Consider the following 18,538-nt stretch of genomic DNA (forward strand, 5'->3'; position numbering starts at 1 on the left):
CGATGGATCTCGCGCTCACCGACGAACAGACGATGATCCGCGCCGCGGCGGCCGACGTGCTGGCCGAACGCAGCGCGTCGGCCGAGGTGCGCCGCGCGCTCGCACGCTCCGCCGGCCGCGACGATGCGCTGTGGACGACGCTCGCGGGCGAACTCGGCTGGAATGCGCTCGCGCTGCCGGAGGCGGTGGGCGGGACGGGGCTCGGCGCGGTCGAGCAGATGCTGCTCATGGAGCAGCTCGGCGCGCGCCTCGCTTGCGTGCCGTATTTTCCGACGACGTGCCTGGCGGCGACCGCGCTCGCGCAGTGCGCCACGCCCGTGGCGAACGCATGGCTTTCGAAGCTTGCCGAAGGCGTGTGCAGCGCGACGCTCGCGTTGCCGCTCGAACCCCCGTTCGGTCGCGCGGTGGGCGCATGGCCGCTGCCCGTCTCCGCCACGGCCGTGGGCGGCGGCTATGCGTTGTCCGGCACGATTCCGTACGTCATCGACGGCGCGCGCGCCGATCTGCTGCTCGTGCCGGCGCGGATCGGGAGCGAAGGGCAGTCGATCTCGCTGTTCGCCGTCGACGCCGCTGCGGCATCGGGCCTGGCCGCCGCGCCGCTCGACACGCTCGACGCGACCCGGCCCATGGCCCGCATCGCGCTCGACGCATGCCGGGTGCGTCGCGACGCGCGGCTTGCCGCCGGCCGCGATGCCGCGCGCGTGCTCGAACGCGGCGCGTGGTTCGCCGCGCTCGCGCTGGCGGCCGAGCAGGTCGGCGGCGCGCAGCAGTGCCTCGACCTGACGCTGGCCTACACGAGCCAGCGCGTGCAGTTCGGCCGTGCGATTGCGTCGTTCCAGGCCGTCAAGCATCGCTGCGCGCAGATGATGGTGCTGATCGAGTCGGCGCGCTCGGCCGTGTTCGGCGCCGCGCGCGCGTGGGATGCGGCGGCGGGCGCGACGCCGGGCGCCGCGCTGTGCGCGGACATCGCGGCCGCGAAGGTCGCCGCGAACGAGGCTTGCGCATTCGGCTCGCAGGAAGCGATCCAGCTTCACGGCGGCGCCGGCTTCACGTGGGAATACGACCCGCATCTCTTTTTCAAGCGCGCACAGGCTTCGGGCGCGCAGTTCGGCGCCACGCCGCAACTGCTCGAATGGATCGCGCGCCATGCGATCGACGGCGGCGCGCCGGCGCGAGAGGGCGCGACCGCCGCATCCGTCGCGACACGCGCGCGCCCGTCCGCGCACCGAGCAGGAGCGCGCCCATGAACGGCGCATCGCGGGAACGGCAATTGAGTCATGAAGTCGCCGACTGGGTGGCGTCGCACCTCACGGGCGAGTTCGCCTGCCTGAGGCACCGCGGCGGCCCGGGCGACGAGGAGGCGTGGCCCGAACTGCGCAAGGCCTGGGAGCGGGAGCTGGCGCGCGGCGGCTGGACCGGCCTCGGCTGGCCGGCCGAGGCGGGCGGGCGCGGCTTCACGGTGGCCGAGCAGGTGATCTTCCACGAAGCCTATGCGCGCGCGGGTGGGCCGGGACGCATGGGGCATATCGGCGAAGGGCTGCTCGGGCCCACGCTCGTGGCGTGCGGCACCGACGACCAGCGTGCGCGCTTCCTGCCCGCCATCCTGGCCGGCACGCAGTTCTGGTGCCAGGGCTATTCGGAACCGGGCGCGGGTTCCGATCTCGCGAACCTGCGCACGCGCGCCGCGCAGGAGGCGGACGGCTCGTGGCGGGTGAGCGGCCAGAAAGCCTGGACGTCGCTCGCGCGCGACGCCGACTGGATCTTCGTGCTCGCGCGCAGCGACGCCGGATCGCGCGGCAGCCAGGGACTGTCGTTTCTGCTGATGCCGCTCGACCAGCCCGGCATCGAGATCCGGCCGATCCGGCAGCTCAACGGCGGCGCCGAATTCAACGAGGTGTTCTTCGACGGCGCGCGCGCCGGGGCGTGCGATCTCGTCGGCGCGCCGGGCGAGGGCTGGCGGATCGCGATGACGCTGCTCGGCTTCGAGCGCGGCGTGTCGACGCTCGGCCAGCAGATGCAGTTCGTGCGCGAGCTTGAATGGGTGATCGATGCCGCGCGCGCGTCGGGCGCGGACCGCGAGCCCGTGCTGCGCCAGCGGATCGGCCGCGCCTGGGCCGGGCTGCGCGTGATGCGCTACAACGCGCTGCGCATGCTGTCGGGCGCGGACGGCGCAGCGGGCGCGCCGCTGCGCCGCGAGGCGCTGATCTACAAGTACCAGTGGTCGAACTGGCACCGCGACCTGGGTCAGCTCGCGATGGACGCGCTCGGCGCGCGCGCGAACGTGATCGATCCGTCCGACGAGCTGCTTACCCGCCTGCAGCGCCTGTTCCTGTTCTCCCGCGCGGACACGATCTACGCCGGCACCAATGAGATCCAGCTCAACATCATGGCCGAGCGCGGGCTCGGCATGCCGAGGGAACCGCGAGGCCAAGCATGACTGAACCCGACCGCATCAACGAAGCGCCCCCCTACGTGCCCGGCCACCGGCTGCTCGCCGGGAAGGCGGTGCTCGTCACCGCCGCCGCGGGCGCCGGCATCGGCTACGCCGCCGCACGCCGCTGCGCGGAGGAGGGCTGTCGCGCGCTGTTCATCTCCGACCTCCACGAGAAGCGCCTCGAACAGGCCGTCGACACGCTGCGCGCCGAAACGGGGCTGCGGCGCATCCACGGGCGGCTCGGCAACGTCGCGGTGGAGGACGACGTGCGGGCGCTCGTCGCGGCCGCCGAGGCGCAGCTCGACGGCGTCGACGTCCTGATCAACAACGCGGGGCTGGGGGGAACCCGGCGGATCGTCGAAATGGACGATGCCGAATGGTCGCGCGTGATCGACATTAGCCTGACCGGAACGTTCCGGATGATGCGCGCGATGCTGCCGCACATGCAGGCCCGCGGCCGCGGCGTGATCGTCAACAACGCCTCGGTGCTCGGCTGGCGCGCGCAGGCGGAGCAGGCGCACTACGCGGCGGCGAAGGCCGGCGTGATGGCGCTCACGCGCTGCGCGGCGCTCGAAGCCGCGCCGTATGGCGTGCGCATCAACGCGGTCGCGCCGAGCCTCGCGATGCACGAATTTCTGAAGAAGTCGGCGCCGGCCGACTTGCTGAATCAACTGGCGGCGCGCGAGGCGTTCGGGCGCGCCGCCGAAGTCTGGGAGGTCGCCAACGTGATGGTGTTTCTTGCAAGTGACTACGCCTCGTATCTGACGGGCGAAGTGCTGTCGGTCAGCAGCCAGCGCGCATGACGGGCGCCATTTCCCACTTCGCGCGCGCGCGGCCTCGCGTGTTCGCGCATCCCGGCGAGCTGGCGGCGGCCGTGGGCGAAACGCTCGGCGCGAGCGCATGGCTCGCGATCGACCAAATCCGCATCGACGGCTTCGCCGAGGTGACGGGCGACCACCAGTGGGTGCATGTCGATCCCGCGCGCGCGAAAGCCGGCCCGTTCGGCGCCTGCATCGCGCACGGCTACCTGACGCTCGCGCTCGTCAACGCCTTCCTGCCGCAGATCGTACGCATCGACGGCGCGCGCTTCGGCGTCAACTACGGCTGCGACCGGATCCGCTTTCCGGCGGCCGTGAAGGTCGGCGCGCGCGTGCGCGGCATCGGCGAGCTGCTGCGCGTCGAGCCGTTCGACGACGGCGTGCAGGCATGGATCCGCGTGACGGTCGAGATCGAAGATGGCGACAAGCCCGGCTGCGTTGCCGACACGATCAGCCGCTACTACCTTGGAGCACCGGACAGATGACTGACGCCGTGATTATTTCCGTCGCGCGCACGCCGATCGGCAGGGCGTTTCGCGGGATCTTCAACGACACCGAGGCGCCCGCGCTCGGCGGTCACGTGGTGCGCGCCGCGCTGGCGCGCGCCGGCGTCGCGCCGCACGAGGCCGACGACGTGCTGATGGGGTGCGCCGCCCAGCAGGGGACGCAAGGCTACAACATCGGCCGGCTGTCGGCTGCCGCGGCGGGCCTGCCCGCCTCGGTGCCCGGCATGGCGATCGACCGGATGTGCTCGTCGGGACTGGTGTCGATCGCGGTCGCCGCGCGCAGCGTCGCCGCGGGCGATGCGCGGATCGTCGTCGCGGGCGGCGTCGAGTCGATCTCGCTCACGCAGAACCGGCACAAGAACGCCTATCGCGCCCGTTCGCAGGCCGTGCTCGCGCATCAGCCGTCCGCCTACATCGCGATGATGGAGACAGCCGAGATCGTGTCGCGCCGCTACGGCATCTCGCGCGCCGCCCAGGACGAATTCGCGCTGCGCAGCCATCGGCGCACCGCCGAGGCGCAGGCGGCGGGACGCTTCGAGGCGGAGATCGCGGGGCTCGACGTGCGGCGCGCGCTGTTCGACAAGGACGGCAATCCGGCCGGGCACGAAGACGTGCGGGCGGCGCGCGACGAAGGCGTGCGCGCGGACACGACGGCCGAGCGGCTCGCGGCGCTGAGCCCGTCGTGGCGCGGCGGCGATACGGTCGCGCAGGGCGCGTTCGTCACGGCCGGCAATGCGTCCCAGCTGTCGGACGGGGCGGCCGCCGTGGTCGTGATGTCGCGCGCCGAGGCGACGCGCCGCGGCCTCGCGCCGCTCGGCGCGTTTCGCGGGATCGTGGTCGTCGGCTGCGAACCGGACGAAATGGGGATCGGCCCGGTGTTCGCGATCCCGGCGCTGCTCGGGCGCTTCGGGCTCGCCGTGCGCGACGTCGGGCTGTGGGAACTGAACGAGGCATTCGCGTGCCAGGTGCTGTATTGCCGCGACCGGCTCGGCATTCCCGACGAACGGCTGAACGTCGACGGCGGCGCGATCGCGCTCGGCCACCCGTTCGGGATGTCCGGCGCGCGGATGACGATGCATGCGCTGCTCGAAGGCGCGCGGCGCGGCGTGCGATACGTGGTCGTCACGATGTGCGTCGGTGGTGGAATGGGCGCCGCCGCGCTGTTCGAGGTGGGCGCATCGCCGCGGCCGGGATGACACGGTGGCGATCCCGGGCCATCCGGAACCCTGACGTCGACCGTCGGCCCGGACCGGCGCACGGTATCCACGGCGGAGCGCGGTGCCGCAGCGCGCCTGAGCGCCCACGCCGGACGACATGAGCGCTGAGGCGCTGGACAGGAGACAAGCAATGAAACGAACCTTGCCCGGACTGGCGATGTCGGCGCTCGTCCTCGGTGCCGCGCTGTTCGCGTTTACGCCGCGCCCGCTGCCGGCGTTTCCCGCGACCTCGATCCAGGCGGATCGCCTGCAAATCAACGGTCTGGCAAGGGCCGGCGCGCGCCTCGTCGCGGTCGGCGAGCGCGGCGTGATCCTGCTGAGCGACGACGGCGGCTGGAACTGGCGGCAGCCGGCCATCACGCCCGACCGTCCGGCGACGCTGACGCAGGTGGATTTCATCTCGCCGACGCTCGGCATCGCGGTCGGCCACGACGGCCGGATTCTCCGCAGCGAGGACGCGGGCGCGCACTGGCGCGAGGTGCGCGTCGATCACGTGCATTCCGATCCGCTGCTGTCCGTCTGGGGCAGCGCGCGCGGCTCGCTGTTCGCGGCCGGCAGCTTCGGCGTGCTGCTGCACTCGGGCGATGCCGGCGCGACCTGGCGGACCGTGACGATACCTGCCGGGGATCGTCATCTGAACGCGGTCGTCGGCGACGGGCGCGGCAATGTGCTGATCGTGGGCGAGAGCGGCTTGCTGCTGCGCTCGACCGACGACGGCGCAACCTGGGACACGCGGCCTTCGCCGTATGCCGGTTCGCTGTTCGGCGCGCTGATGCTCGCGAACGGCGACTGGATCGCCTACGGAATGCGCGGCAACGTGCTGCGCAGCACCGATCGCGGGGAAACCTGGGCGCACGTGGACAGCCGCGTGCCCGCGTCGTATTTCGGCGCGGCGCAACGGGCGAGCGGAGAACTGGTGCTGGTCGGCCAGGGCGGCGCGATCGTCGCATCGCGCGACAACGGGTTGAGCTTCGACGTGCGCAAGCAGGGCGGCGTGCAGAGTCTCGCGGCCGTGCTCGACATGGGGCATGGCGCGCTGTTGCTCGGCGGCGAGGCCGGCATCACGCGGCTTGCCGCCTCGCCGTCCTGACCGGGGCGCGCCCGCCGGCTCGCCGCTCGGCAACCCGATTCGCCGCCTGCTCCCGCTCCGCCCGCCCGTTTCGACACGAGAATGCCATGTACGACGCGTCACCCCCCACCGGCTCCGTTCCCGCATCCCGCCTCGCCGCGTTCGTCGAGCGGTGCGCCGCGGCGATCATGTTCCGGCGCCGTGCGCTGATGCTGCTTGGCGTCGCGCTCACGCTTGCGCTCGGCTGGTCGGCGACGCGGCTCAGGCTCGATCCGGGTTTCAACAAGATGATCCCGATGCAGCACCCGTACATGCAGATGTTCGAACGCTATGCGGGCGCGTTCCCGGGCGCGAACACGATCCTCGTGAGCCTGCGCTGGAAGGGCCCGGGCGACATCTACAACCCGCTCTTCATGGACGCGCTGCGCCATGCGACCGACGACGTATTCTTCATCCCCGGCGTGAACCGCTCGCGCGTGTTCTCGCTGTTCACGCCGAACGTCCATTACACCGAGGTGACCGAGGCGGGCTTTCGCGGCGACGTGGTCGTGCCGGGCCGGTTCTCGAGCGCGGATCCCGACGATCTCGCCAAGGTGCGCCGCAATGTCGCGCGTTCGGGGCAGATCGGCCGGCTCGTCGGCAACGATCTGAAGTCGGCGCTGATCCGCGCCGAGCTGCGCGAGACCGACCCGATAACCGGCAAGCGGCTCGACTACGGCGCGGTCGCGCGCCAACTGGAGGAGATTCGCGCCCGCTACGCGGGGCAGGGCGTCGAGGTGAACATCATCGGCTTCGCGAAGCTCGTCGGCGATGTCGAGGCAGGCATCGCGGGCGTGATGGCGTTCTTCGCGCTCGCGTTCCTGATCACGGCCGCGCTGCTGCTGGCCTATACGCGTTCGCCGAGGACCAGCGCACTCGCGCTGCTGGTGGCGCTGCTGCCGGTCGTATGGCTGCTCGGCGCGCTGCCGCTGCTCGGACTCGGGATCGACCCGATGTCGATTCTCGTGCCGTTCCTGATCTTCTCGATCGGCGTGTCGCATGCGGTGCAGATGACGAATGCGTGGAAACAGGCGCTCGTGCGCGGCGAGTCGTCGATCGATGCCGCGCGCGATGCGTTCCGCAAGCTGTTCGTGCCGGGCACCGTCGCGCTGCTGACCAACGCGCTCGGCTTCATGGTGATCATGCGGATCGAGATCGACATCGTGCGCGAGCTTGGCATCACCGCCTGCCTCGGCGTGCTGCTGATGATCGTCACGAACAAGGTGTTCCTGCCGATCCTGCTGTCGTATACGCGCCTCGAACGCGGCGCGCTGGCCCGCGCGCGGCGTTCGGCGAGCGCGGGCGGCGGCCGGACGTGGGCGGCCTTCGCGGTATTCGCGCGGCCGCTGCCCGCGCTCGGCGTATTTGCGGTCGCGCTCGCGCTGCTCGCCTACGGCACGCTCGAATCGCGCCGGCTCGAGATCGGCGACGTCGGCACGGGCGCGCCCGAGCTGCGCGCGAACTCGCGCTACAACCTCGACAACGCGGCGATCACGCACCAGTACGACATCGGCGTCGACGTGTTGTCGGTGATCGTCGAGACGACCGGTTTCGACGACGCCTGCCTGCATTACCCCGTGATGAGCGCGATAGAGACGTTCGAGATGCGCATGCGCGGCGTCGCGGGCGTGCAGTCGGTGACGAGCGTGGCATCGCAGGGCAAGGTGCTCATCGCCGCGTTCAACGAGGGCAATCCGCGCTGGGCGGCGCTGCCTCGTTCGAGCGACGGCCTGACGCAGGGGTCGAAGGCGTTCGATCCCGACAACGGCATGAACACCGCGAACTGCAAGGCGATCCAGGTGCTGATCTACACGCGGAACCACGAAGGCGCGACGCTCGCGCACATCGTCGACGAAATCAAGCGTTTCGCCGCCGAGAATCCGACGCCGAACGTCGCGTTCCGGCTCGCGGGCGGCAACGTCGGCGTGATGGCCGCGACCAACGAAGCGGTCGGCGAAGCGGAGGTGGCCATGCTGATGTCGATCTTCGGCGCGATCGCGCTGCTGTGCGCGGTGACGTTCCGATCGTGGCGCGCGGTGCTGTGCATCGTCGTGCCGCTCACGCTCGTGTCGATCCTGTGCAACGCGCTGATGGCGCAGCTCGGAATCGGGCTGAAAGTCGCGACGCTGCCCGTGATCACGCTCGGCGTCGGGGTCGGCGTCGACTACGGCATCTACCTGTACGAACGGCTGCAGCACGCGCTTCGGCATGGCGCAACGCTGCCGGACGCATTCGCCGTCGCGATGCGCCAACGCGGCACCGCCGCGTTGTTCACCGCCGTCACGATGTTCATCGGCGTGGGCACCTGGGCCTTCTCCGCGCTGAAATTCCAGGTCGACATGGGCGTGCTGCTCGCGTTCATGTTCCTCGTGAATCTGTTCGGCGCGGTCTTCCTGTTGCCCGCGCTGGCGGTGTGGCTCGGCGTCGAGCGCGCCGAACGCCGCGCACCGCGCGCCGCGCCGGACGCGACGTCGAGCCCGGCGCGCGCGGTCGAATCCGGCCAGCCGCTGCGCTGAACCCACGCTTCCGATTCCCCCAGACGCGCGGCAGGCTGCCGCGCGCCCCTAAAAGGAGACGCTCCCATGTCCGCACGCCCCTATCAGATCGAAGCCCAGCCGCTCGTTCCGCGCTATGCGCGCGGCTGGCATTGCCTCGGGCCCGTCCGCGACTACAAGGACGGCAAGCCGCACACATTGCACGCGTTCGGCCGCAAGCTCGCCGTGTTCGTCGATTCGACGGGCAAGGCGAACGTGGTCGACGCGTACTGCCCGCACATGGGCGCGGACCTGAGTCTCGGCACGGTCCAGGGCGACAACCTCGTCTGTCCGTTCCACGGCTGGGCCTGGAACGGCGAGGGGCGGTGCGCGTCGATTCCCTACTGCAAGCGCGTTCCGCCGAAGGCGCGGATCGGCGCATGGCCGACCTGCGAGGAGAATCGGCTGCTGTTCGTGTGGAACGATCCCGAAGGCAGCCCGCCGCCGCCCGAGGTTGCGATTCCACGCCTCGATGCCTGCTTCTCCGACGCATGGTCGGACTGGATCGTCGATACGATGCTGATCCAGGCGAACTGCCGCGAACTCGTCGACAACATCTCGGATGTCGCGCACTTCGCGACCGTCCACCACGCGCCGGTCGATTATTTCGCGAACCTGTTCGAGGGGCACAAGGCGACCCAGCTGCTGGTCGGCCGCAGCGATCGGCTTGGCGGCGACAGCCTGACCGCGCTGTCGACGTATTTCGGGCCGGCCGTGCATATCACGCGGATGACGGGCGAAAGCGGCGGTCAGCCGATCCATTCGGTGCTGCTGAACTGTCACGTGCCGATCGACATGAACAGCTTCGAGCTGCGTTACGGCGTGATCGTGAAGAAGGTGCCGGGCTTGAGCGACGCGCGGAACATGGAGATCGCGGCCGCGTATGTGAAGGAGGCGCAACGCGCGTTCTACGAGGATGTCGACATCTGGCACAGCAAGACGCGGATCGACAACCCGCTGCTGTGCGAGGGCGACGGGCCGCTGTACCAGATGCGCGATTGGTATTCGCAGTTTTATCGCGACGTCGCCGACGTGCGCCCGTCCAGCGTCGCGCGCAAGGCATTCGAAATGCGCATTCGCGGAGAAGGCGAGACGCCGGCGCTGCATCACGTGTTCGAGCAGTGAGGGGCGACGCCCGGTGAGCGCCACCGGGCGTCTTCAGGCACGATGCGCGCCACGGCGACCGCAGGCGGGCGATGTCCCGCGAGCACGAGATCGGCACCGAAGATATCCCAACGCATGCGACGCGGCGCCGGCCATCGGCCGAGTGACGGCGCGCGTCGACGTCCGCCGGCAGCGACGGGGCTCGCGCCCCGTTCCATAGCGCACCGCCGGACGCTGCCCGAACCCGCTTACGCCATCCTTTCGCGCGCCATCGTCAGCGCGGCGTCCTCGATCATGTCCTCCTGGCCGCCGACCAGCCGCTGCCGGCCCAGTTCGACGAGGATGTCGCGCGCCGGCACCTTGTATTTTGCTTCCGCGCGCTTCGCGAACAGCAGGAACGACGAATAGACGCCGGCATAGCCCAGCGTCAGCGCATCGCGGTCGATCCGGATCGGCGCGTCCATGATCGGCACGACGAGATCCTCGGCGACGTCCGAGATTGCGAATACGTCGACGCCGGTCTCGATGCCCATCCGGTCGCATACGGCGACGAACACCTCCATCGGCGTGTTGCCCGCGCCCGCGCCGAGTCCGGCCGCGGCCGCATCGATCCGGTTCGCGCCCGCGGCGACCGCCGCGACCGAATTGGCGACGCCCATCGCGAGGTTGTGATGCCCGTGAAAGCCCAGCTCGGTCTCCGGCTTCAGCGCGTCGCGGACCTGGGCGATTCGCGCGGTCACGTCGTCGGGCAGCATGTGGCCGGCCGAATCGGTGATGTAGATGCAGTTCGCGCCGTACGCTTCCATCAGCCCGGCCTGCGCGACGAGCTGCCCGGGCGACGCCATGTGCGCCATCATCAGGAAGCCGACCGTATCGAGCCCCAGCGTGCGCGCGAGGTCGATGTGCTGTTCGGACACGTCGGCCTCGGTACAGTGCGTCGCGACGCGGATCGTGGCGACGCCGAGCGCATGCGCCATCCGCAGATGCTCGACGGTGCCGATGCCGGGCAGCAGCAGCGCCGACACCTTCGCCCGCTTCAGTTCCGGCATCACGGCGCCCAGGTACGCTTCGTCGGTATGCGCGGGAAAGCCGTAGTTGACGGAGGCGCCACCGAGCCCGTCGCCGTGCGTGACCTCGATCAGCGGCACCCCGGCCGCGTCGAGCCCGCGGGCGATGCCGCGCATCTGGTCGAGCGTGATCTGGTGGCGCTTCGGGTGCATGCCGTCGCGCAGCGACATGTCGTGGACGGTGATCTTCCTGCCTGCAAGTGTCATGGCGTGCTCCTCAGGCGGTGGCGGCCGTCGCGGCCAGCATCTGTTCGGCGAAGCGCTCGGCCGTGGCGGTCGCGGCGGCGGTCATGATGTCGAGGTTGCCCGCGTATTTCGGCAGGTAGTCGCCGAGCCCCTCGACCTCCATGAACATCGACACGCGATTGCCGTCGAACACCGGGCCGTTCTTCAGCGTATAGCCGGGCACGTAGCGTTGCACGGCATCGAGCATCGCGCGCACGGACGCCGTGATCGCGGCGACGTCGGGCGGCCCATCGGTCAGGCAGTGGATCGTGTCGCGCATGATGAGCGGCGGTTCGGCCGGGTTGATCACGATGATCGCCTTGCCCGTGCGCGCGCCGCCGATCCGCTCGATCGCGCCGGCGGTGGTGCGCGTGAATTCGTCGATGTTGCGGCGCGTGCCGGGGCCGACCGAGCGCGACGACACGGTCGCGACGATCTCGCCGTAGACGACCGGCTGCACGCGCGATACCGCGTGGACCATCGGGATCGTCGCCTGTCCGCCGCAGGTCACCAGGTTGACGTTCATCTGCGCGCTGTCCAGAAGCGCGTCGAGGTTGACGGGCGGCACGCAGTACGGCCCGATCGCGGCGGGCGTCAGGTCGATCATGCGCACGCCGAGCGCGGTGAGCGCGTCGGAATGCGCGCGGTGCGCGGCGGCGGAGGTTGCATCGAATGCGATGCGGACAGCGTCGCGTTCGACGTGCGGCAGCAACCCGTCGACGCCCTGGTCGGTCGTCTTCAGGCCGAATTCGCGCGCGCGCGCGAGGCCGTCGGAGGCCGGGTCGACGCCGACCATCCACACCGGTTCGAGCACGGGCGAGCGGCGCAGCTTGTACAACAGATCGGTGCCGATGTTGCCCGGACCGATCAGCGCGCATCGGATTTTCTTCATGGGACGCTCCTTTAGATGAAACGGACATCGCAGCCGCCGATGCCGGCGATCCGCATCGATAACCAGTCGCCGGCCGCGACCGGAATCAGCGCGGCGAGCGAGCCGGACAGCACGATCTCGCCCGCCAGCAGCGGCACGTCGTAGTCGGCGAGCGCGTTCGCGAGCCACGCGACCGCGTCGGCCGGGTGGCCGAGCGCCGCGTCGCCGCGCCCGTGCGCGACGGGCCCGCCGTTTTTCTCGATCGTCATCTCGCACGCGGCCAGATCGAGCGCGCGCGGATCGGCGCGCGCTTCGCCAAGGACGTAGACGCCGCACGAGGCGTTGTCCGCGATGGTGTCCTCGATCCGGATCGCCCAGTCGCGGATCCGCGAATCGACGATCTCGAAGCACGGTGCGACCGCGGCCGTCGCGGCGATCACGGCATGGCGATCGATCCCGGGCCCGCGCAGATCCCGCGCGAGGAGAAACGCGATTTCGCCCTCGGCGCGCGGCGCGATCAGCGAGTCGCGCGGAATCGCCGCGCCCGCTGCGTGATGCATGCCCGACAGCAGCACGCCGAAATCGGGCTGGCGCACGTCGAGCAGGTCCTGCACGGCCCGGCTCGTGGCCCCGATCTTCTTGCCGACGACTGTCTCGCCCTGCGCGACGCGCCGCTCGACGAAACGCTGCTGGATCCGGTAGGCGTCGTCCGGCGACAGCCGCCGAGGGCGGCCCGAGAGCGGGGTAACCGGCGCGCGGGCGCGCCAGGCGGTGTAGAGTTCGTCGCCGAGCGCCGTATGCAGGCAGGAACACATGGAAGGAGCCCTCGCAGTGGAAAAGGTCGCCGTCACGGGCGGCGTCGCGCGCCGGCGCATGAGTGACGGGTTCGTTCGACGTCAGTTGCCTGAGCTGCGGATCGCGTCCGGCGAGAAATAGGCCTCGTTGAACTGCGGGCTGTTGTTGAGCTTGGGCATCGGCCCTTCGTTCGACAGGCGGTCGGCCATGTACGCGCCGGAAATCAGGTCATGGAAGAACACGGCGCTCACGTAGAACAGCTTCGCGTCGAACGCATAGAGCGACGTCGCGACATTGGTGCGCCAGAGCTGACCGCGCGCATCGTAGTTGTCGGCGAGCGGCGTCGTCCACGTATCCTCGTCGAGGTACAGCACGCGCTTCGCGTACTGGTGGCGATAGCCGTTCTTCAGCGTGGCCTGCATCACCCACACGCGATGCAGCTCGTAGCGGATATACGCGGGATTCTCATGGCCCTTGGCCAGCAGGTCGCCGTACTTGATCGATCTGTCCATCACCTTGTAGTTGTTGTAGGGAAGGTAGATCTCGCGCTTGCCGAGCATCTTCCAGTCGTAGCGGTCGCCGGGGCCGTTGTAGAGACGGTCGTCGTCCACCGTGCGGAATCCGCCCGGGCCCTGCGGCTGGTCGTAGCCGAATTCCGGCGACTGGCGTACGCGCCGTGTGCCGGGGTTGTAGGTCCAGGTGCGCGACGCGTTGGTCGCGCCGACCTTGTCCCAGTTCGTGAAGCCGACGATCAACGAGCCGCGGTCCGACAGCGGCAGCTCGATCGCGTTGCGGTAGTACGTCCGGTTGTTCAGGTCGTTCGTCACGTCGTACTTGCCGAGGTGGCGCGGCGAGTAGATGTCGTAGCGGACCTTGCCCCACGCGATGTTGCCGTCCGAGTAGACGACCGCCTGGTCGTAGGTGGCCTGTTCGGAACCGACGCCCGACGAGAAGCGCTGGTTCCACAGCAGTTCGGCGGCGCTCTTCGGAATCGGATAGGGCACTTGCGGCGGCCCGTTCGTGAGGCCGTTCGTGTCGGATGTCATCGTCGAGTCGGGCGCATAGGTGCGGATGTCCTTGTACACCGCATCGGCGAAACGGAAATCGCGATGGCTTGGATAGACGAGCATCTTGAAGGTGGCGGGATAGCGCTTGAACAGGGCTTTCTGGCCGTCGGTCAGATGTTCGGCGTACTGCGCCATGTTCTCCGCGGTGATCGTGGCGATCGGCTTCTCGCTCGCGTACGGATCCGGGTAGCGGTCGCCGCGCTTGTACGGCAGGTCCGGCGGCGCGCCGAGCCACTTGCCGGTCCATTCGGGCACGCCGCCGTCCTGGCTGGCGGCGCGCACGGCGCCCATCGGCGTCAGCGGGCCGTCGAGCGCCTTCAGGTCTTCCGGCGTGACTTTCGGGAACGACGCGGTCGCGGCGAGCGCGCACACGATCAGCACCGACGCGTGCGGAAGGGGGAGGCGAATTCGCTTCATAGGCATCCTCTTCAGGCGGAGTGGCGAGCGGTCGGGCCGCTCAGAAGTGGTAGGTCGCCGAGGCCAGCACGTAGTCGCGATCGGCGAGCGGCCGCGTGGCGGGATTCGGCGAACCGAGGAACTTCGCGTAGACGAGCGACAACGACAGGTTGCTGAGCCGCGTGAAGGTCACCCCGGCCGTCACCCGGTTGTCCCCCTGGCCGGTCAACGCGCCGAGCGCGCCGGCCCGGGGCGAGGTGCCCACCAGGTCGAGCATGTAGGTCAGCGGAACGTTCAGGTCCCAGCCGTTGAACACGTTCTTGTAGCTGAGCGTCCACGCCAGCTCCAGCGCGAGCGCATTGCGCGAGTTCACGAGCGTCGTCGATCCGTCGACGGCCGAGAGGCCGCTCGCGTGGACGTAGGTGATTTCACCGACCAGCTGTTGCGACGCGGCGAGCGCGCTCGGCCCGATCGGGTAGATGCCGGACAGGTTGGTCTGCACGACGTTCGCGCGCGTCGCCTGCGGCCCCGCCGGCGTACTGACGAGCACGGCCGCGCCTTGCCGGTACGACGCTTCGCCCGCGACGTTCACGGGGCCGATCCGGGTCGAGAAGCTCGCGCCGGTGAGCTTGATATTGCTGAAATACGTCTGCTGGTACTGCGGCGTCGGGTAGTACGACGTGACGACGCTCGGGCTCATGTCGTTGTAGTGGAGATAGTAGAAGCCGAGTTCGGTGTCGCCCAACACGCGCAGCCGCGCGCCGACTCCCCACTGGTAGCGCGCGCTGGGCTTGTCGTCCGGGCCACGCGGAATCTGCATCCCGCCCGGGCCGATGAGGTACTGCGCACCCGGCCCCGTCACGTCCGAATAGCTCCAGTAGGAGCCCGGCGCGGTCAGGCGGTTCTCCTGGAACGAGAACTGGTAGTAGCCCATCAGGCTCAGGCGCGGCGTGATCTGCCACTGCGTCGAGATCTGCGGCACGGGCAGCAGGATGTCCTTCACCTCGGCGCCCGCGACATATGACTTGGTCGCATCCGACGGGCCTTGCGCGCCCGCGATGTTGGCGAAGAACAGGCTTTCGCCCCACGCGACGACCTGGTCGCCGACCTTCACGTTCAGGCTCGTCTCGCCGATCTTGAACGTATGGTATGCATAGGCGGCGAGCAGCGTCGCGTGTCCGCCCGACCAGTAGCGCGCGCCGCCCGTGAAGCCGTTGTACGCGCCGGCGTGGTTCACCGTGCCGGGCGCATCGTTGTAGTTCGAGTGGTGGTAGACCTGATCGTAGAAGGCGTCCGCGCGGACGAACACCCCCCAGTCGTCGTGCTTCAGGTTCACTTCGCCGAGCAGGCTGACCTGGTTCTGGATCAGCTTGTTCTTCGCGAAGTTCCGGTCGCCGTCGTCACCGTTGATGTTCGCGGGTGTGAGCAGACTGCCGCTCGGCGCGCGCGTGCGCATGCCGATCCCGTAACGGAGCGTGAACGTGTAGTCCAGCGTCGTGTCGGGGCCCAGGTCGATCGTGCTGCCCGCCTGGGCGGCGGGCGCGCACGACAACAGCGCGGCGGTCAGGGTCGGCAGGGTGGTGGCGGCCCGTCGACCGGCACGGAGCGAGTCCCGTTGATGCATGTCGTCTCCTCGGGGGTGTCGACGATCGTCGACGCGGTGGGGTGCGTGAGAGGCAGAGTAGGGAGATCGCGGTGGCAAGGGATCGTCGAAATGAACTAGATGCCTTCCCTAGGACAAGCGCTCGCCGCTCCGCATCGCCGCGGGCCCGGCGTCAACGCGCGGCGGCGGGACGGCGGCGAGGAACGCGGGTCGTTCTCCGCCGCCGTCCAGCCGCAGGTTCGCGCCCGACGCGTAGGCCGCCTCGGGCGAGGCGAGGAACAGGCAGGCGGACGCGATATCGTCGGGCGTCGCGAGGCGCCCGGCGGGAATCGTCGCGCGGATTGCCGCGAGCGCGTCGCTGTCGCCGTAATGGCCGTCGGCGCCCGCCTCGGTTTGCACAAGGCCCGGGCTGACAGCGCACACGCGCACGCGCGGCGCCCATTCGACCGCGAGCGAGGTCACCGCGCTGACGAGGCCCGCTTTCGCCGCGCCATAGGCGGCCGTGCCCGGCGAGGGCCGCGACGCGCTGACGCTCGCGACGAACAGCATGACGCCGCCGTCGGGCTGCGGCTGCATGAGCGCGTTGACGCGTTGTGCGAGTTGCAGCGGCGCGATCAGGTTCAGGCGCACGATCGATTCGGTGAAGCGCGGCGACGCGTCGGCCGCGAGCGCGAACGGCGAGCCGCCCGCGTTGTTGACGAGCACGTCGAGGCTGCCCGTCGCGTCGCGGATCGCGCCGAGCAGCATGTCGACCTGCTCGATGTCGCGCAGATCGGCGGCGACGAAGCGCGCCGTGCGGCCGCCGCCCGTGGGCGGCGTATCGGGGGCGCGGCGCGCGCAGACGAACACGCGCGCGCCCGCCGCCAGGAACCGCTCGGCGATGCGCCGCCCGATGCCCCGGGTGCCTCCCGTCACGAGCACGGTCCTGCCGCTGTAATCGAATGTCGTCATGTGTGCTTCCTCCCGGGTTGGAGCCGATGATAGGAAGATCCGAGCGGGTATTCGTAGTCCGAAAGGACGATGCGTGGCCGCGCGGGGCGCGCAATCATCGGGCGACGCACCCATCGAGCGACGAAGGATACGAACCGAGATGACGACTCCCACGACGCCGCCGGACGGCCTCTTCACCACCACGCCGGGCGGTTTGCGCCTCCATCATTTCGAGGCGGGCGAGGGCCGGCCCGTGGTGTTCATCCACGGCAGCGGGCCCGGCGCGAGCGGCTTCAGCAACTTCAAGCATAACTATCCGGCGTTCGCGGCCGCGGGCCACCGCGCGATCGTCGTCGATCTGCCCGGCTACGGGCAGTCGTCGAAGCCGTCCGATATCACGTATGCGCTTGACTTCTTCGTCGGTGCGCTGCACGCGCAGCTCGATGCGCTCGGCGTCGGGCCGGCCGTGCTGCTCGGCAACTCGCTCGGCGGCGCGATCGCGCTGAAATATGCGCTCGATCATCCCGACGACGTCGACGCGCTGATCATGATGGCGCCGGGAGGCGTCGAGGAGCGCGAGACTTATTTCCGGATGGAAGGGATTCGGCGGATGGTGCAGCTATTCACAGATCGCCTGATGAATCGGGACACGATGCGCGAGCTGCTGACGCTGCTCGTGCACGATCCCGGGTTCGTCACCGATGCGCTCATCGACGAGCGGATGGCGGTATGCGTCGAGCAGCCGGTCGAGGTGCTGTCGACGATGCGCGTGCCGAACCTGACCGGCGCGCTCGGCGACGTGCGCTGTCCGGTGCTGGGCTTCTGGGGGACGAACGACCGGTTCAATCCGGTCGGCGGCGCGATGACCTTCCTGGAACATTGCCGCAATGCGCGCTTCGTTCTGATGAACCGGTGCGGTCATTGGGTGATGGTGGAACACGCCGATTACTTCAATCGGGAATGCCTTGAATTTCTCGCGACGCTGCAGACGCGATAACGCGAGGCGGTCGTCCGGGCGAGTTCCGGGCGCCCTCAACCTGATGGATAGGGAGACAGCATGAAATATCTCAACGATCTGTTCGACCTGCGCGGCAAGGTCGCCGCGATCACCGGCTCGGCGCGCGGCATCGGCGCGGAGACGGCTCGCACGCTGGCCGCGGCTGGCGCGACCGTCGCGATCCTCGACGTGCTGTCGCAGCCGGGCGAGGCGCTCGTCGAGGAGATTCGCGCACAGGGCGGCCAGGCCGCGTACTGGCGGCTCGACGTGACGAGCGAGGCCGACGTCTCGCGCGTGTTCGGGGAGATCGTCGCGCGCTTCGGCCGGCTCGATGTGCTCGTCAACAACGCCGGCATCGAAGGACACAACGCGCCGACACACGAACTCACGCTCGCGCAATGGCGGCGCGTGCAGGACGTGAACGTCGACGGCGTGTTCCTGTGCACGCGCGCGGCGATTCCGCATATCGAGGCGGCGGGCGGCGGCTCGGTCGTGAACCTGTCGTCGATGTACGGGATCGTCGGTGGGCCCGACGTGCCCGCGTATCACGCGTCGAAGGCCGCGGTGCGGATGATGGCGAAGGTCGACGCCATGTTGTACGCGGCGAAGAACATTCGCGCCAATTCGGTGCATCCCGGCTATATCCGCACGCCGATGCTGGAGGAAGCGTTTCGGCAGGCAGGGCAGGATCCGGACCGCGCGTTCGAATACCTGCAGGCCAACGTGCCGCTCGGCCGGCTCGGCAGCCCGCGCGATATCGCGGCCGGCATCCTGTATCTCGTGTCGCCGGCCGGCCGCTACATGACGGGCGCGGAACTCGTGATCGATGGCGGGTACACGGCGCGCTGAGAAACCAGCGCCGCCGC

At 69.6% G+C, this 18,538-nt stretch carries 16 protein-coding genes; 10 read left to right on the forward strand and 6 right to left on the reverse strand.

Going from position 1 to position 18,538, the window contains the following annotated elements:
• Positions 1-2 precede the first annotated feature (2 nt).
• The 8 genes from AC1RQF_RS01260 (at position 3) to AC1RQF_RS01295 (ending at position 9,742) form a co-directional block, all read left to right on the forward strand.
• Complete coding sequence (locus AC1RQF_RS01260; RefSeq protein ID WP_492871106.1) at positions 3-1,247, forward strand: acyl-CoA dehydrogenase family protein; 1,245 nt, start codon at positions 3-5, stop codon at positions 1,245-1,247.
• On the forward strand, positions 1,244-2,437 hold the full coding sequence (locus AC1RQF_RS01265; protein WP_492871107.1) for an acyl-CoA dehydrogenase family protein: 1,194 nt from the start codon (positions 1,244-1,246) through the stop codon (positions 2,435-2,437). The genes AC1RQF_RS01260 and AC1RQF_RS01265 overlap by 4 nt, the downstream gene beginning before the upstream one ends.
• Positions 2,434-3,237, forward strand: coding sequence for an SDR family oxidoreductase (locus tag AC1RQF_RS01270; protein WP_273995916.1), 804 nt, complete (start codon positions 2,434-2,436; stop codon positions 3,235-3,237). Before AC1RQF_RS01265 ends, AC1RQF_RS01270 begins: the two co-directional genes overlap by 4 nt.
• Entirely contained in the window at positions 3,234-3,737 is a 504-nt protein-coding gene (locus AC1RQF_RS01275) for a MaoC family dehydratase (RefSeq protein WP_492871108.1), read from the forward strand. Before AC1RQF_RS01270 ends, AC1RQF_RS01275 begins: the two co-directional genes overlap by 4 nt.
• Entirely contained in the window at positions 3,734-4,954 is a 1,221-nt protein-coding gene (locus AC1RQF_RS01280) for an acetyl-CoA C-acyltransferase (protein WP_492871109.1), read from the forward strand. The genes AC1RQF_RS01275 and AC1RQF_RS01280 overlap by 4 nt, the downstream gene beginning before the upstream one ends.
• A gap of 151 nt (positions 4,955-5,105) precedes the next feature.
• The gene (locus AC1RQF_RS01285; RefSeq protein ID WP_492871110.1) at positions 5,106-6,065 is read left to right on the forward strand and encodes a WD40/YVTN/BNR-like repeat-containing protein; all 960 of its coding nucleotides are present in this window, start codon (positions 5,106-5,108) and stop codon (positions 6,063-6,065) included.
• Between the two features lie 86 nt (positions 6,066-6,151).
• Positions 6,152-8,599: an efflux RND transporter permease subunit gene (locus AC1RQF_RS01290; RefSeq protein ID WP_273995922.1), complete on the forward strand. Its 2,448-nt coding sequence runs from the start codon at positions 6,152-6,154 to the stop codon at positions 8,597-8,599.
• 66 nt (positions 8,600-8,665) lie between these two features.
• Complete coding sequence (locus AC1RQF_RS01295) at positions 8,666-9,742, forward strand: 3-ketosteroid-9-alpha-monooxygenase, oxygenase component (RefSeq protein ID WP_492871111.1); 1,077 nt, start codon at positions 8,666-8,668, stop codon at positions 9,740-9,742.
• A 227-nt stretch (positions 9,743-9,969) separates the two neighbouring features.
• On the opposite strand, the gene dmpG is transcribed toward AC1RQF_RS01295, so the two are convergent.
• The 6 genes from dmpG to AC1RQF_RS01325 all read right to left on the reverse strand — a co-directional run bounded on the left by dmpG (position 9,970) and on the right by AC1RQF_RS01325 (position 16,696).
• Positions 9,970-10,995 (reverse strand): 4-hydroxy-2-oxovalerate aldolase, encoded by a 1,026-nt coding sequence (gene dmpG / locus AC1RQF_RS01300; RefSeq protein WP_492871112.1) that lies wholly within the window; start codon positions 10,993-10,995, stop codon positions 9,970-9,972.
• Positions 10,996-11,005: 10 nt separating this feature from the next.
• Positions 11,006-11,905: an acetaldehyde dehydrogenase (acetylating) gene (locus tag AC1RQF_RS01305; RefSeq protein WP_273995926.1), complete on the reverse strand. Its 900-nt coding sequence runs from the start codon at positions 11,903-11,905 to the stop codon at positions 11,006-11,008.
• 11 nt (positions 11,906-11,916) lie between these two features.
• Positions 11,917-12,699 carry a 2-oxopent-4-enoate hydratase gene (gene dmpE / locus AC1RQF_RS01310; RefSeq protein ID WP_273995927.1) on the reverse strand — a complete coding sequence of 261 codons (783 nt, stop codon included), beginning with the start codon at positions 12,697-12,699 and terminating at the stop codon, positions 11,917-11,919.
• Positions 12,700-12,780: 81 nt separating this feature from the next.
• Complete coding sequence (locus AC1RQF_RS01315) at positions 12,781-14,163, reverse strand: DUF1329 domain-containing protein (RefSeq protein ID WP_273995929.1); 1,383 nt, start codon at positions 14,161-14,163, stop codon at positions 12,781-12,783.
• 40 nt (positions 14,164-14,203) lie between these two features.
• The gene (locus AC1RQF_RS01320; RefSeq protein ID WP_273995930.1) at positions 14,204-15,766 is read right to left on the reverse strand and encodes a DUF1302 domain-containing protein; all 1,563 of its coding nucleotides are present in this window, start codon (positions 15,764-15,766) and stop codon (positions 14,204-14,206) included.
• 108 nt (positions 15,767-15,874) lie between these two features.
• Positions 15,875-16,696, reverse strand: coding sequence for an SDR family oxidoreductase (locus AC1RQF_RS01325; RefSeq protein ID WP_273995932.1), 822 nt, complete (start codon positions 16,694-16,696; stop codon positions 15,875-15,877).
• A 139-nt stretch (positions 16,697-16,835) separates the two neighbouring features.
• On the opposite strand from AC1RQF_RS01325, the gene AC1RQF_RS01330 reads away from it, so the two are divergent.
• Both AC1RQF_RS01330 and AC1RQF_RS01335 read left to right on the forward strand, forming a co-directional pair.
• Positions 16,836-17,672: an alpha/beta fold hydrolase gene (locus AC1RQF_RS01330; RefSeq protein WP_273995933.1), complete on the forward strand. Its 837-nt coding sequence runs from the start codon at positions 16,836-16,838 to the stop codon at positions 17,670-17,672.
• Positions 17,673-17,732: 60 nt separating this feature from the next.
• The gene (locus AC1RQF_RS01335) at positions 17,733-18,521 is read left to right on the forward strand and encodes an SDR family NAD(P)-dependent oxidoreductase (RefSeq protein WP_492871113.1); all 789 of its coding nucleotides are present in this window, start codon (positions 17,733-17,735) and stop codon (positions 18,519-18,521) included.
• The last annotated feature ends 17 nt before the right edge of the window (positions 18,522-18,538 follow it).

The sequence above is a fragment of the Burkholderia sp. GW821-FHT14F03 genome (assembly GCF_058803765.1).

Coding starts and splice junctions, on each gene's coding strand:
- AC1RQF_RS01295 (WP_492871111.1), top strand. CDS start 8,666: ATGTCCGCACGCCCCTATCAGATCGAAGCCCAGCCGCTCGTTCCGCGC.
- AC1RQF_RS01335 (WP_492871113.1), top strand. CDS start 17,733: ATGAAATATCTCAACGATCTGTTCGACCTGCGCGGCAAGGTCGCCGCG.
- AC1RQF_RS01320 (WP_273995930.1), bottom strand. CDS start 15,766: ATGCATCAACGGGACTCGCTCCGTGCCGGTCGACGGGCCGCCACCACC.
- AC1RQF_RS01315 (WP_273995929.1), bottom strand. CDS start 14,163: ATGAAGCGAATTCGCCTCCCCCTTCCGCACGCGTCGGTGCTGATCGTG.
- AC1RQF_RS01305 (WP_273995926.1), bottom strand. CDS start 11,905: ATGAAGAAAATCCGATGCGCGCTGATCGGTCCGGGCAACATCGGCACC.
- AC1RQF_RS01330 (WP_273995933.1), top strand. CDS start 16,836: ATGACGACTCCCACGACGCCGCCGGACGGCCTCTTCACCACCACGCCG.
- AC1RQF_RS01280 (WP_492871109.1), top strand. CDS start 3,734: ATGACTGACGCCGTGATTATTTCCGTCGCGCGCACGCCGATCGGCAGG.
- dmpE (WP_273995927.1), bottom strand. CDS start 12,699: ATGTGTTCCTGCCTGCATACGGCGCTCGGCGACGAACTCTACACCGCC.
- AC1RQF_RS01285 (WP_492871110.1), top strand. CDS start 5,106: ATGAAACGAACCTTGCCCGGACTGGCGATGTCGGCGCTCGTCCTCGGT.
- AC1RQF_RS01265 (WP_492871107.1), top strand. CDS start 1,244: ATGAACGGCGCATCGCGGGAACGGCAATTGAGTCATGAAGTCGCCGAC.
- dmpG (WP_492871112.1), bottom strand. CDS start 10,995: ATGACACTTGCAGGCAGGAAGATCACCGTCCACGACATGTCGCTGCGC.
- AC1RQF_RS01325 (WP_273995932.1), bottom strand. CDS start 16,696: ATGACGACATTCGATTACAGCGGCAGGACCGTGCTCGTGACGGGAGGC.
- AC1RQF_RS01270 (WP_273995916.1), top strand. CDS start 2,434: ATGACTGAACCCGACCGCATCAACGAAGCGCCCCCCTACGTGCCCGGC.
- AC1RQF_RS01275 (WP_492871108.1), top strand. CDS start 3,234: ATGACGGGCGCCATTTCCCACTTCGCGCGCGCGCGGCCTCGCGTGTTC.
- AC1RQF_RS01290 (WP_273995922.1), top strand. CDS start 6,152: ATGTACGACGCGTCACCCCCCACCGGCTCCGTTCCCGCATCCCGCCTC.
- AC1RQF_RS01260 (WP_492871106.1), top strand. CDS start 3: ATGGATCTCGCGCTCACCGACGAACAGACGATGATCCGCGCCGCGGCG.